Source organism: Micromonospora sp. NPDC005686 (assembly GCF_042871665.1).
GTDB lineage: Bacteria > Actinomycetota > Actinomycetes > Mycobacteriales > Micromonosporaceae > Micromonospora.
In genome coordinates, this window is record NZ_JBIAIY010000001.1 from 438,480 (window position 1) to 451,795 (window position 13,316).

13 protein-coding genes are annotated in these 13,316 nt (G+C 71.7%); 9 read left to right on the plus strand and 4 right to left on the minus strand.

What is annotated here, in order from left to right; all coding sequences use genetic code 11:
- Window positions 1-7: 7 nt before the first annotated feature.
- The gene (locus ACFYON_RS02000; protein WP_354864843.1) at window positions 8-760 is read right to left on the minus strand and encodes a GH25 family lysozyme; all 753 of its coding nucleotides are present in this window, start codon (window positions 758-760) and stop codon (window positions 8-10) included.
- A 239-nt stretch (window positions 761-999) separates the two neighbouring features.
- Between ACFYON_RS02000 and ACFYON_RS02005 the strand changes: the two genes are divergently transcribed.
- From ACFYON_RS02005 to ACFYON_RS02020, 4 genes are read left to right on the plus strand one after another with little or no spacing between them, the layout of a single operon-like run.
- On the plus strand, window positions 1,000-1,743 hold the full coding sequence (locus tag ACFYON_RS02005) for a M50 family metallopeptidase (protein WP_354864845.1): 744 nt from the start codon (window positions 1,000-1,002) through the stop codon (window positions 1,741-1,743).
- A 58-nt stretch (window positions 1,744-1,801) separates the two neighbouring features.
- Window positions 1,802-2,785 (plus strand): 2-dehydropantoate 2-reductase N-terminal domain-containing protein, encoded by a 984-nt coding sequence (locus ACFYON_RS02010; protein ID WP_355014898.1) that lies wholly within the window; start codon window positions 1,802-1,804, stop codon window positions 2,783-2,785.
- 59 nt (window positions 2,786-2,844) lie between these two features.
- Window positions 2,845-3,348 (plus strand): SigE family RNA polymerase sigma factor, encoded by a 504-nt coding sequence (locus ACFYON_RS02015; protein ID WP_354864849.1) that lies wholly within the window; start codon window positions 2,845-2,847, stop codon window positions 3,346-3,348.
- Window positions 3,341-4,213 (plus strand): hypothetical protein, encoded by an 873-nt coding sequence (locus ACFYON_RS02020; protein WP_355014900.1) that lies wholly within the window; start codon window positions 3,341-3,343, stop codon window positions 4,211-4,213. Before ACFYON_RS02015 ends, ACFYON_RS02020 begins: the two co-directional genes overlap by 8 nt.
- 43 nt (window positions 4,214-4,256) lie before the next feature.
- Here the strand turns inward: ACFYON_RS02020 and ACFYON_RS02025 are convergent, their stop codons facing one another.
- Entirely contained in the window at window positions 4,257-5,840 is a 1,584-nt protein-coding gene (locus tag ACFYON_RS02025; RefSeq protein ID WP_354864853.1) for an acyl-CoA carboxylase subunit beta, read from the minus strand.
- Window positions 5,841-5,936: 96 nt separating this feature from the next.
- Between ACFYON_RS02025 and ACFYON_RS02030 the strand changes: the two genes are divergently transcribed.
- A complete protein-coding gene (locus ACFYON_RS02030) occupies window positions 5,937-6,809 on the plus strand; it encodes a biotin--[acetyl-CoA-carboxylase] ligase (protein WP_354864855.1) in 873 nt (290 codons plus the stop codon).
- 109 nt (window positions 6,810-6,918) lie between these two features.
- The gene (locus tag ACFYON_RS02035) at window positions 6,919-7,488 is read left to right on the plus strand and encodes a PH domain-containing protein (protein WP_354864857.1); all 570 of its coding nucleotides are present in this window, start codon (window positions 6,919-6,921) and stop codon (window positions 7,486-7,488) included.
- A gap of 57 nt (window positions 7,489-7,545) precedes the next feature.
- Here the strand turns inward: ACFYON_RS02035 and ACFYON_RS02040 are convergent, their stop codons facing one another.
- Both ACFYON_RS02040 and ACFYON_RS02045 read right to left on the minus strand, forming a co-directional pair.
- Window positions 7,546-8,235 (minus strand): GtrA family protein, encoded by a 690-nt coding sequence (locus ACFYON_RS02040; RefSeq protein WP_355014930.1) that lies wholly within the window; start codon window positions 8,233-8,235, stop codon window positions 7,546-7,548.
- A gap of 62 nt (window positions 8,236-8,297) precedes the next feature.
- Window positions 8,298-9,188, minus strand: coding sequence for a GtrA family protein (locus ACFYON_RS02045; protein WP_387187502.1), 891 nt, complete (start codon window positions 9,186-9,188; stop codon window positions 8,298-8,300).
- Window positions 9,189-9,322: 134 nt separating this feature from the next.
- On the opposite strand from ACFYON_RS02045, the gene ACFYON_RS02050 reads away from it, so the two are divergent.
- The 3 genes from ACFYON_RS02050 to ACFYON_RS02060 are packed head-to-tail and all read left to right on the plus strand — an operon-like array spanning window position 9,323 to window position 13,315.
- Window positions 9,323-11,164, plus strand: coding sequence for a phosphoenolpyruvate carboxykinase (GTP) (locus ACFYON_RS02050; RefSeq protein ID WP_354864859.1), 1,842 nt, complete (start codon window positions 9,323-9,325; stop codon window positions 11,162-11,164).
- 40 nt (window positions 11,165-11,204) lie between these two features.
- On the plus strand, window positions 11,205-12,062 hold the full coding sequence (locus tag ACFYON_RS02055) for a hypothetical protein (protein WP_354864861.1): 858 nt from the start codon (window positions 11,205-11,207) through the stop codon (window positions 12,060-12,062).
- A gap of 47 nt (window positions 12,063-12,109) precedes the next feature.
- Window positions 12,110-13,315, plus strand: a complete 1,206-nt coding sequence (locus tag ACFYON_RS02060; protein ID WP_354864863.1) for a geranylgeranyl reductase family protein — start codon at window positions 12,110-12,112, stop codon at window positions 13,313-13,315.
- Window position 13,316: the final 1 nt, after the last annotated feature.

A 13,316-nucleotide genomic window follows, 5' to 3' on the forward strand; every position in this document is an offset into this window, starting at 1 on the left:
ACGTACGTCAGGTGTTGTTGGCCAGGGCGATGAGCCGGCTGCGGTCGCCGTTCCAGTAGTTGCGGTCCACGTTGCCGCTGATCCCGGAGACGGAGCCAGAGCTGGTGTACTGCCAGAAGCTATAGAACGGAGCGCCGGCCGGCAGGGTGCCGGGCGAGCTGGCCCAGCGGGCGAGCCACAGCGGGTGGTTGGCCCACGGGCCGCTCCAGCTGCCGGTGCACTGGTTCCACCAGCTCGTCGTGGTGTAGATGACCGCGTACCGGCCGGTGCGGGAGCGGTAGGTGTTGAGGAAGTCCTGGACCCAGTTGCGCATGCCGGTGGTGCTCAGGCCGTAGCAGTAGCCGCCGCTGTACGGGTTGCCCTCCAGGTCCAGCGCGGCGGGCAGCGTACGGCTGTCCGCCGACCAGGCGCCACCGTTGCTGGCCAGGTAGTTGGCCTGGGTGGAACCGGCGGAGATGTTCGGCCGGGCGAAGTGGTACGCCCCCCGGATCACCCCGGCGTTGTACGCGTTGACGTAGTTCGCGTTGAAGTTCGGGTCCTTGTAGCTCGTACCCTCGGTGGCCTTGATGAACGCGAACTGGATGCCGGAGTTGCGGACGCTGGTCCAGTTGATGCCGCCCTGGTAGCGGGAGACGTCGATCCCCGGCGTGGTCGCGGCGGCGGCCGGTCCGGCGGTCGCCACGAGGGCCACGGCCGCGGTGGCGGCGGCGGCCAGGCCGGCGGCGAGAAGCCGGCGTACGGAGAGTCTGGTACGGGCCATGATTGCCTCCAGAGGGACATGCACTGATTGATGTCCATCTTTGGAGGTTAATGCCCTAGATCACAATAGGGAGAAGGAAATTTTCATCGACGGCTGTCGTTGGCCCAGGTGGCGCGGCCACCGCGACCTCGACGTGGTGGCCACCGTCGAGGATCACGCCGTCATCGGTCCACGTCGTCTCACACTCTGTGAGGCTCATCGGTCGAGCGACACGGCTCGGGCCGGTAGGCTCCCCGCCCATGCCCCTGATCGACGGTCTCACCACGCTCTGGGACACGCTGACCAGCGCCCAGCCGGACCCGCCGCCCCTGCTCGTGGTGCTCACCGCCGTGGTCGCGCTCGCGGTGGTCGTGGCCCGGCTGCCCTGGCGGGTCGCCCGCAACGCGGTGACGATCGCGCACGAGGGCGGCCACGCGCTCGTCGCGTTGCTCACCGGCCGGCGGCTGCACGGCATCCGGCTGCACTCGGACACCTCCGGGCTGACGCTGTCCGCTGGCCGTCCCACCGGGCCCGGGATGATCCTCACCCTGCTCGCCGGGTACGTCGCGCCATCGCTGCTCGGCCTCGGCGGCGCGTGGCTGCTGGCCGGGAACCGGATCACGCTGCTGCTCTGGCTCGCGGTCGCGCTGCTGCTGGGCATGCTGGTGATGATCCGCAACCTGTTCGGCGTGCTGTCGCTGCTGGTCACCGGCGGCGTGGTGCTCGCCGTGTCCTGGTACACCTCGCCCGAGGTGCAGGCCGCGTTCGCCTGGACGTCGGTCTGGTTCCTGCTGCTCGGCGGCGTACGGCCGGTGTTCGAGCTGCACCGGCAGCGCGCCCGGGGCCGGATGCCGCAGTCCGACGCCGACCAGCTCGCCCGGATCACGCCGTTCCCGGCGCTGTTCTGGGTGGGTGTGTTCCTGCTGGTGAGCGTCGGCGCGCTGGCCGCCGGCGCGCTGCTGCTGGCCGGCCCGATCCTGGCCGACACGGGCCTCACCGCCTGATCATCGCGTCACACCGCGTCGCGGAGCGGGCCGCCTCCCGGCAGGGCAGAATCGGACCGTGCGATACGTGATCATCGGAGCGGGCGCGGTCGGCGGCACCATCGGCGTACTCCTGGCCGACGCCGGCCACGACGTGACACTCGTGGCCCGCGGCGCGCACCTGGACGCGTTGCGAGAGCGGGGCTTGACGCTGCGCACGCCCGACCGTGCCGTGACCGTCCGGCTCCCGGCGGTGGCCGGGCCGGACGGCCCGCCGTTGCCGGCCGACACCGTGCTGGTCCTCACCGTGAAGTCGCAGGACACCGTGGCGGCGCTCGACACCTGGGCGGACGCCCCGGTCGAGGGCGGCGGAACGGCGGGCGAACGGCTGCCGGTCGTACTGGCCCAGAACGGCGTGGCCAACGAGCCGGAAGCGCTGCGCCGCTTCGCCCGCGTACACCCGGTGTGCGTCTGGTTGCCCGCCACCCACCTGGAGCCGGGCGTGGTGGTCGCCAACGGCCACCCGCACCCGGGCATGCTGCACATCGGCCGCTACCCGAGCGGCGCCGACGACACCAGCCGGGCGGTCGCCGCCGACCTGACCGTCGCCGGGTTCGTCGCCCCGGTGCGCGACGACGTGATGCGCTGGAAGTACGGCAAGCTGCTCGCCAACCTCGGCAACGGCCTCCAGGCGCTGCTCGGCCGGGAGGTGCCCGAGTCGTTGTCGAAGCGGGTGCGCGCCGAGGGCGAGGCGGCGCTCGCGGCGGCCGGCATCGTCCACACCACCGTCGAGGAGGAGGCCGCCGAGCGCGGTGACCGGGTGTCGCACCGGCCGGTCGGCGGCGAGGAGCGCTCCGGCGGCTCCACCTGGCAGAGTCTCGCCCGGGGCGCGGGCTCGGTCGAGACCGACCACCTCAACGGCGAGATCGTGCTGCTCGGGCGCCTGCACGGCGTGCCGACCCCGGCCAACGCGGCGGTGCAGGTCGCGGTCCGCCGGGCGGTCCGCGACCGGATCCCGGCCGGCGGCTTCCCGCGAGGCGTTCTGGAGAAATTGGTCGGCTGAGCGGGCAACCCGCGCCGCGCCGCCAGGCGTGTCCCCTCACGAACACGGGGAGGTGGCAGGTGCCCGACAGCGACGGATTCGACGAGTTCTACCGGGGCAGCCGGCAGCGGCTGCTCGGCTTCGTCTACGTGCTCACCGGCGACCTCGCCGAGGCGCAGGACGCCGTGCAGGAGGCGTACATCCGGGCCTGGCAGCGGTGGTCCACGGTGCGCGGGTACGACGACCCGGAATCCTGGGTGCGGGTGGTGGCGAGCCGGATCGCGGTGAGCCGCTGGCGCAGCCTGCGCAGCCGGGCGCGCGCCTACCTGCGGCACGGCGCGGTGGCGGACGTGCCGGCGCCGAGCACCGAGACGCTGGAGGTGGTCGCCGCGCTGCGCCGGCTGCCCGAGGCTCAGCGCACCGCGATCGCCATGCACTACCTGCTCGGCATGCCGGTCGCCGAGGTGGCGCGGGAGACCGAGGCGCCGATCGGCACCGTGAAGGCCCGGCTGTTCCGGGGGCGGACCGCGCTCGCCGAGCTGCTCGCCGTGGTGGACCTGGAAGAGGAGGCGGCAGATGCCTGACGACGTCGCGCTCGTGGAGTTGCTGCACCGGGACCTGCGCGACGTCACCTGGCCGGAGCCGGAGGCCATCCGGGCCACGGCCCGGCGGCGCAGCCGGCGCTCTGCCGCGCTCGCCGCGGTCTCGGTGGTGGTCGTGGCGGCGCTCACCGCGACCCTGGTGGACCGGACCGGTGCGTCGCCACCGCCCGCCGCCGGTGCGGTCGACGGGCCGGGGGAGATCGTGGCCGAGGCGATGCTGGAACCGGCCGACATACCCGCTCCGACCGGTGAGCGGCTCAGCGAGACCGGCCTCGACGAGCCGGTCCGGGTCGACGACCTCCTCCAGGTCTGCGCCCGGGAACAGGGGCGGCCGGCTGAGGAACCGCGCTCGCGCTACTCGCGGTCGCAGACCCTGATGGAACCGCCGACCGAGCCCGCGACCACCATCGGAACGGTCCTCACCCAGGACGTCTACCGGATGGCGCCGGGCGCGGCGGACCGGTTCGTCGCCGACCTGGAAGGCACTGTCGCGGCCTGCGGCGCGTGGCGGACGACGGGCCAGGTCTACACCGAGCGGGGGATGACCGGCGCCGAGGTCGTGCACCGCTGGTACGTCGCGGCGAGCGGCTTCGCCGGAGATGAGGCGCTGCTGCTGCGGCACGAGGTCACCGTGCCGCAGGACGAGGTGACCGGCCAGCCGCCCGGCTATCCGCCGCTGGCCGAGGACCGGCTGGTCCTGCGGGTGGGCGACCTGGTGGCGGTGCTGATCCCGTCCGGCGGGCTGCGCACCGATGTCCCGGAGCCGCGGGTGACGGAGGAGCAGGTGAAACAGATGGGCCGGGTTGCGGCCGAGCGGATGTGCGTGGCCTCGAACCCGGGCTGCTGACGCCGGTGCCCCCGCCGCTGGACCGGCGGGGGCACCCGGCGCACTACAGCGGGATGTTGCCGTGCTTCTTCGGCGGCAGCGTCTCGCGCTTGGTGCGCAGCACCCGCAGCGCCCGCACGATCTGGGTACGCGTCTCGTGCGGCGGGATCACCCCGTCGACGTAGCCGCGCTCCGCCGCGATGTACGGGTTGGCGAGCGTGTTCTCGTACTCGGCGATCTTCTCGGCGCGGACGGCGGCCGGGTCCTCGGCGTTCGCCAACTCCGAGCGGTAGAGGATGTTGACCGCGCCCTGCGCGCCCATCACCGCGATCTGCGCGGTCGGCCAGGCGAAGTTCAGGTCCGCGCCGAGGTGCTTGGAACCCATCACGTCGTACGCGCCGCCGTACGCCTTGCGGGTGATGACCGTGACCTTCGGGACGGTGGCCTCGGCGTACGCGTAGATGAGCTTCGCGCCGCGGCGGATGATGCCGTCCCACTCCTGGCCGGTGCCGGGCAGGAAGCCGGGCACGTCCACGAAGGTCAGCACCGGGACGTTGAACGCGTCGCAGGTGCGCACGAACCGGGCCGCCTTCTCCGACGCGGCGATGTCGAGCGTGCCGGCGAACTGCATCGGCTGGTTGGCCACCACGCCCACCGGGCGCCCCTCGACGCGACCGAACCCGACCACCATGTTCTGCGCGTACAGCGGCTGCACCTCGAGGAACTCGCCGTCGTCGAGGACGTGCTCGATGACCCGGTGCATGTCGTACGGCTGGTTGGCCGAGTCCGGGATCAGCGTGTCAAGCTCCCGGTCCTCATCGGTGACGTCGAGGATCGCCGGGGCGTCGAAGACCGGCGGCTCGTCCAGGTTGTTCGACGGCAGGTACGACAGCAGCGCCTTGACGTACTCGATCGCGTCCTCCTCGTCGGTGCCGAGGTAGTGCGCGTTCCCGCTGCGGGCGTTGTGGGTGCGGGCGCCGCCCAGCTCCTCCATGCCCACGTCCTCGCCGGTGACCGTCTTGATCACGTCGGGGCCGGTGATGAACATGTGCGACGTCTGGTCGACCATGACGGTGAAGTCGGTGACCGCCGGGGAGTAGACGGCGCCGCCCGCGCACGGGCCCATGATGAGCGAGATCTGCGGGATGACGCCGCTGGCCCGTACGTTGCGGAAGAAGATCTCGCCGTAGAGCCCGAGGGACGTGACGCCCTCCTGGATCCGCGCGCCGCCGGAGTCGTTGATGCCGACGACCGGGCACCCGATCTTCATGGCGAGGTCCATCAGCTTGACGATCTTCTCGCCGAAGACCTCGCCGAGGGAGCCGCCGAAGACGGTGAAGTCCTGCGAGAAGACGCAGACCTGCCGGCCGTCCACGGTGCCGTAGCCGGTCACCACGCCGTCGCCGTACGGGCGGGTCTTCTCCAGCCCGAAGTTCGTCGATCGGTGCCGGGCGAACTCGTCCAGCTCGACGAACGAGCCCTCGTCGAGCAGCATCTCGATCCGCTCGCGTGCGGTCTTCTTGCCCCGCGCGTGCTGCTTCTCGACCGCCCGTGCCGACCCGGCGTGCACCGCCTCGTCGAGCCGTCGCTCCAGGTCCGCCAGCTTGCCGGCGGTCGTGTGGATGTTGAACCCGGTGTCGGTAGTCACCCGTGGAATATAACGATGGTTCAGGTGGAAGAGGCTGTGCAGTGCGCCTCACCGCTTCCCGGCGACCGGCGAGCCCGGTGGCCGTAGGCTGGCGGGATGCCCGGCTCGCCGTACACCGATCTGGACCGACCGCCGCTGTCGGCGGCCCGGCTGCGGCGCGCGCTGATCGCGCCGAACGGGCCCTGGCGCCGGCTGGAGCTGCTGGCCGAGACCGGCTCGACGAACGCGGACGCGGTGGCCGCGGCGCGAGCCGGCGAGCCGGAGGGTCTGGTGGTGGTCGCCGAGCGGCAGACCTCCGGCCGTGGACGGCGGGGCCGCGTCTGGCAGTCGCCGCCGCGCGCCGGCCTCGCCACGAGCGTGCTGCTGCGGCCCGGAGAGGCGGTCCCCGAGCGAGGCTGGGCGCCGGTGCCCGTCACCGCGTACGGCTGGCTGCCGCTGCTCGCCGGTGTCGCGCTGGTCGAGTCGGTACGCCTGCTGGCCGAGGTGGACGCGCGGCTGAAGTGGCCGAACGACCTGCTGGTGGACGGCGCGAAGTGCGCCGGGGTGCTGGCCGAGGCGGTGCCGGGGGAGACCGACCGGCCGCCCGCGACCGTGGTCGGTGTGGGGCTGAACGTGACGCTGCGCGCCGACGAGCTGCCGGAGAACCCGACCGGGCTGCCCGCCACGTCGCTCCAGCTCGCCGGCGCCACCGCCACCGACCGGGATCCGCTGCTTCGGGCGCTGCTGCGCTCGCTCGCCGACTGGTACGAGCGCTGGCGTGACGCCGGAGGTGATGCGGAGGCCAGCGGGCTGCGCGAGGCGTACCTGGCCGGGTGCGCCACCATCGGCCGGCGGGTGCGGGTGCTGCTGCCCGACGGCAGCGACGCGCACGGCACCGCCACCGGCGTGGACGCAGACGGGCAGCTCCTGATCGACGCCGACGGGGAGACGTTGCGGCTCGCGGCGGGAGACGTGCTGCACCTGCGGTAAGGAAGGGCCCTCTCTCCACAACCACGGGCAGCCGTCCGCGCGGCCGATGCCGACGGGATGCCCCGACCGGTTACGGTCAGCGCGTCCGGTTCTGCGAGGAGGTTCCGCCGTGGCGTTCCCCGAAGACGTGCTCACCGAGGACGAGCACGTCGTGTTGCACCTGCACCCGCACTGGAAGGCCCTGATCCGGCCGGTCCTCGTGCTCGTGCTCGCCGTCGCGGCGGTCGTCGTCGGGTGGCTCCTGCTGCCCGACGGTGGCGGCGGCGCGATCGCGCTCTACGTGATCGCGGCGGTCGGCTTGGCGCTCGTGCTGTGGCTGGGGCTGTGGCCGTTTCTGGTCTGGCGCACCACGCACTACCTGTTCACGAACGAGCGGGTGCTGCTCCAGCAGGGGGTGCTGTCGCGCAACCGGCGGGATCTGCCGCTGACCCGGATCAACGACCACGCCATGCATCAGCGTTTCGTGGAGCGGCTGCTCGGCTGCGGCACGCTGACCATCGAGTCGGCCGGTGAGCGCGGCCAGTCGGTGCTGCACGACGTGCCGGGTGTGGACCGGGTGCAGACGAAGCTCTACGAGCTGGTCGAGGCGCATCACGACAAGCACAGCCTGGGCGACGGCGAGATGCGCGAGATCCTGGCCGACATGACCGAGGGCAAGTCCCTGCGCGACCAGCCCTGACCCGTTCGACGGAGAAGGCCGGCACCCCCTCGTCAGGGGCGCCGGCCTTTCCGTCGTTCAGCGGCGGGCGCGGCGGGGCTGGAGTTCCGCGGCGATTTCGGCGTCCAGCTCGGAGCCGAGCGCGCCGCCCAGTCCGGAGTCCGCAGGTGCGGGGCGGCCCCGGGGCGGCGCGTAGTCGGCCGGCCGGCCCGGAGGCGGTTCCTCCTCCTCCAGCTCGCTGACCGACTCGGCCAGCTCGGCCACCGGGTCCATCTCCGCGACGTTGTCCCACTCGTCACGCGGGACCGAGTGCCAGGTCTCCTCGGCGTGCTGGGCGACCGGCTGGAAGACGAAGGTCCGGTAGGACCAGAAGCGGAACAGCGTGGCCAGCAGCACACCGATGGTCTTGGCGACGTTCAGGGCGAGCAGGCCGTGTACGCCGAGGCCGTACTTGGCCAGGGCCAGGACGCCGAGCTCGATGATCAGGCCCGCGCCGTTGAAAAGGAAGAACAGGACGTATTCGCGCCGGAGTGCCGATTTCGGTCGATCACGGTACGTCCAGTGGCGATTCATCAGATACGACGTGATCGTGGCGACAATGGTCGCGATCACGGTCGCCTTCAGCTGGCCGTCGCGGAAAACCGTGAGTGCGAGAGCATTGAACACCGCGTAATTGATGACGGTGTTGATGCCGCCGACGATGCCGAATTTGAGCGCCTCATGGATGAACTTCTGCCAGCGCTCGGGCAGCAGACGGACTCCAGGCATGCGGAACACCTTAGGCAGTTGGCTGGGCCGGCTGGGCCCGGCGGGTCGGGATGGGCGGGTCGTCACGCCCCGGACTCTCGGTCGTGGCTCGTTGCCGGAACGGGAGGTGTTCCCGTCTCGACGAAGACGAACCTTCGGTACGACCAGAACCGGAAGAGCGTGCCCAGGCCGGTGCCGACGATGAAGCTGGCGATGTTGTCGGCCAGGGGGGTCTTGAACACCGCGGGCCAGAGCGCGCCCAGCCCGTAGTGGCTGATCGCCAGGCAGGCCACCGCGATGCCGAGGCCGACAGCGTTGAAGAAGAAGAACAGCGCGTACTCGCGGGCCGGGTTCGACCGCTGCCGGTGCCGCCACGTCCAGAACCGGTTGCCGAGGAAGGCGACGGTCGCGGCGATCACCGTGGAGATGGTCTTCGCGGCCAGTGGCGGCATGTCCCGGCCGCTGGACAGGTAGTTGAAGAGGACGAAGTCCACGACGAAGGCGAGCCCGCCGACGGTGGCGAACTTGCTCAATTCCTGGATGAGGTGGCCGAAGCGGTCGAGCAGTGCTCCGATCGGACCCCGGCGGGTCTGCGGAGCCCCCGGTTGGTCTCCGGTCATCGTCGCGGCCACCCGCTGAGCGTACCGGTTGTCCGGTAACGGGGCGGACTCCAACGGCGAGTCGGCCACGACGGCTTCGCCGCGGCCGGCGCACTCGGACCGCCCGGGTCGGGGAGCGTCGCCCGTTCTCGATACCCGTGAGCAGAGCGTAACGCGCTGTGCGAATCTGTGGAGCGCATCACGGAATCGTCTTTCGCGACATGTTCGTACACGCACCCGTGATCGGGCGTCACGGTCACTCCGTGACGGAGTGGGCCGCCGAAGGTTCGCCGCAGGATTTGCGTGAAACTGCTCGCGAAAGCGGGTATCAGATCGTGAAGCCGCAGCGTGGCCGTACCTTGTGCAGTTGTTCACAACCAGTCCCACTGACTGACGAGCCAGTCCGGTTTACGCTGAGCCCAATCCCAGGTTTCCACGAGGCGGCGTACCGGCCGCCGGAACTCGTGCACCCCATAGATCGGTCAGCGTCGACCACAAGGAGATGTGACATGGTTGCTCCGGCTGCTGTTCGGGGTATCGATCAGGCCCCGACATCCCACCCCAAGCTGCTCGCCTGGGTTCGTGAGGTCGCGGAACTGACCACCCCCGACCGCGTGGTCTGGGTGGACGGGTCTGACGAGGAGTGGCGCCGCCTCACCGACGAGCTCGTCGAGAACGGCACCCTGATCCGACTGAATCCCGAGAAGAAGCCCAACTCGTTCTACGCGCGTACCGACCCCACGGACGTCGCCCGGGTGGAGGAGCGCACCTTCATCTGCTCCGTCGACGAGGCGGACGCCGGCCCCACCAACAACTGGATGGCGCCGGCCGAGATGAAGCGGACGATGGCGGAGCTGTACCGCGGCAGCATGCGCGGGCGCACCATGTACGTCATCCCGTTCTGCATGGGCCCGGTCGAGGCCGAGAACCCCATGTTCGGCGTGGAGATCACGGACAGCCCGTACGTCGTCGCCTCGATGCGGATCATGACCCGGATGGGGTCGTCGGTCCTGGAGGCGATGGGCGACGACGTCGACTTCGTGCACGCGCTGCACTCCATCGGCGCCCCGCTCGCGCCGGGCGAGCAGGACGTGGCGTGGCCGTGCAACGAGACCAAGTACATCTCGCACTTCCCGGAGACCCGGGAGATCTGGTCCTACGGCTCCGGCTACGGCGGCAACTCGCTGCTCGGCAAGAAGTGCTACTCGCTGCGTATCGCCAGCGTGATGGGGCGCGACGAGGGCTGGCTGGCCGAGCACATGCTGATCCTCAAGATCACCTCGCCGGAGGGCAAGGTCTTCCACATCGCCGGCGCCTTCCCGTCGGCCTGCGGCAAGACGAACCTCGCCATGCTGGAGCCGACCATCCCGGGCTGGAAGGTCGAGACCATCGGCGACGACATCGCCTGGATGCGGTTCGGCCCCGACGGCCGCCTCTACGCGGTCAACCCGGAGTACGGCCTGTTCGGCGTCGCCCCCGGCACCGACTGGAAGACGAACGCCAACGCCATGCGGACGCTGGACCGGGGCAACTCGATCTTCACCAACGTGGCGCTCACCGACGACGGCGACATCTGGTGGGAGGGCATGGGTGAGCCGCCGGCGCACCTGATCGACTGGAAGGGCAACGACTGGACGCCGGAGAGCGAGAACCTCTCCTCGCACGCGAACAGCCGTTTCTGCACGCCGATCACGCAGTGCCCGATCCTGGCCGACGACTACTACGACCCGAACGGCGTCCCGATCGACGCGATCCTGTTCGGCGGCCGTCGCCGGGACACCATCCCGCTGGTCACCGAGGCGCGCGACTGGGTGCACGGCGTCTACATGGGCGCCACGCTCTCCTCGGAGACCACCGCCGCCGCCTCCGGCGCGGTCGGCGTGGTCCGCCGTGACCCGATGGCCATGCTGCCGTTCATCGGCTACAACGGCGGCGACTACTTCCGGCACTGGATCGAGATGGGCAAGGGCACGGACGGCGACGAGGCCAAGCTGCCCAAGATCTACTACGTGAACTGGTTCCGGAAGGACGCCGAGGGCAACTTCCTCTGGCCGGGCTTCGGCGAGAACTCCCGCGTGCTCAAGTGGGTCATCGAGCGGCTGGAGGGCCGGGCCGAGGCCGTGGAGACGCCGATCGGCATGGTCCCGGCGCAGGACGCGCTCGACGTCGAGGGCCTGGACATGACCCCGGAGGACGTCCGGATCGCGCTGAAGGTCGACCCGGACGAGTGGCGCAACGAGCTGCCGCTGGTCACCGAGTGGTTCGAGAAGTTCGGGGACAAGCTCCCCGGCGTGCTCTGGGCCGAGCTGGACGCGCTGCGCGCCCGGCTGGACGCGGAGCCGCAGAAGTAACAGGTGTGCCTGTTGCCCGAGCCGGGCAACATCGGATGCCATGAGGACGGCCGCTGAACCTGTCGAGGTCCGGCGGCCGTCCGCCGTCCGGGCGCTCACCACGCTGCTCGCCGTGACCGCGGCGGCCACCGTCGTGGTCGAGCTGCTGAATTACTGGTACGCCCCGGAGCAGGAGTTCGGCCTGGCCGTACGCACCGGCTGGGCGATGCTCCGGTCGCTCGGTTTCCTGCTGCTGATCGGGCAGGTCAACCAGGGCCGGGTGGGCGCCCGGCCGTTCGGGCTGATCCTGGCAGTGACCACGATCTTCGCGGTCGGGCGGCTGATCGTGCCCCGGCAGGGGGTGCCCGCGCTGCCCGGCCTGGCCGGGTTCGCCGTGCTCACCGCGCTCTGCGTCGCCGTGGTGGTGCTGCTGTACCGCTCCGAGACGATCCGCGCCCACCTGGTCCGGCACCGCAAGGGCCTGGTCGTCGAGGGTGGGACGATCGCCTGGCGGGAGGTCACCCCGAAGCGCCCGCAGGCGAACGGCTGGCTGCTCACCGCCCGGGTCGCGGCGTTCACCTACAGCCCGCTGATGCTGGTGCCGGCACTCGTCGCCACCGGCACCGTGCTGGACGGGCGGCTGTCCGCCGTGCCGGCCCTGATCCTCTGGTTCGGCGCTGGCATCGCGGTCAGCTACGCCGTGCTGTTCTGCACCGCGTTCCTGCTGCGCGACCGCCCGTGGGCGCGCCGAGCGCTGGTCGTGGTCACCCTGGGCGTCCTCGCGATCGATCTGCCGCTGTGCTGGTGGCTGCTCGGCGTCGACGGCCTGATCCGCGACGGCGCCCCCTTGGTCACCGCCGCCGCCCTGACCCTCTACTCCCTGAACCGCGCCACCCGCACCCCGCCTCCACTCCGTTGATCATGAAGTTGCCGGCGAGTTCGATCTCCTTGACTGCCGTCAACTTCATGATCGACGCCCCAGGAAGGCGGCGCGGCGGGGAGGATGAGGGGGTGTGGGACGTCGTCGTGGTGGGGGCGGGGCCGGCGGGGGCCGCCGCGGCGCTCGGCGCGCGGCGGGCCGGGGCGGCGCGGGTGCTGCTGCTCGACCGGTCCGACTTCCCCCGCGACAAGGCGTGCGGCGACGGCATCGCCGCGCACGCGCTGGACGTCCTCACCGAGCTGGGCGTGACCGGCGCGGTCGACGGCTACCCGCCGCTGCCCGCGCTGCGCCTGGTCGGCCCCGGTGGCGGCGCCGTCGCGCGGAGACTGCCCCGGCCCGCGTACACGGTGCCCCGCCAGGTGTTCGACGCACGCCTGGTGGCGGCGGCGGTGGCGGCCGGCGCGGAGCTGCGGCGGCACACGGTACGCCGGGTGGAGATCGCCGCCGACCGGGTGCTGCTCGACGGTGAGCTGTCCGCGCGGGCGGTGGTGGGCGCGGACGGCGCCGGATCGGTGGTACGCCGCGCGCTCGGGCATCCGGTCAACCCGGACCGGCACCTGGCGCTCGCGATCCGGGGCTACGCGCCCGCGCCCGCCGGGCCGCCGGAACAGCTGATCGTCACCTCGGCGGCGCGCTGGCCCGCGTACGCCTGGGCCTTTCCGATCGGAGACGGTCGCGCGAACGTCGGGTACGGGGAGGTGCTGCGCGGCGAGCCGCTGACCCGCGCGCACCTGCTGGACCGGATGGCCGCGCTGCTCCCCGGCGTCGACCCGGCCACGGTGACCGGCCTGCGGGCGCACCACCTGCCGCTGTCCACGCACCGGCCGGCGCCGGGCCGGGGACGGGTCGTGCTGGCCGGGGACGCACTGTCGCTGATCAACCCGTTCACCGGTGAGGGCATCTTCTACGCGCTGCGTTCGGGTGCGCTGGCCGGTGCGGCGGCGGCCGGCTTCCCGGCCGGGGCCGCCCGGGCGTACGCCGCCGCGCTGCGCGCCCGGCTCGGCACCCACCTGCGGCACAGCTCGGTGGCGGCGTGGCTGGCCCGGCGGCGCCGGGTGGTCGACGCGGCGATCGGCGCGGCCGGGCGGGACGAACGCGTCTACCGCACGGTGGTCGAGCTGGGGCTCGGCGACGGCCGGCTGGACGCGCGCACGCTCCTGGCGATCGGGGCGGACCTGCCGCGACCGCGCCGGAGCGGTTCGCCCTCAGGTGATATGCCACCGAGACACTGAT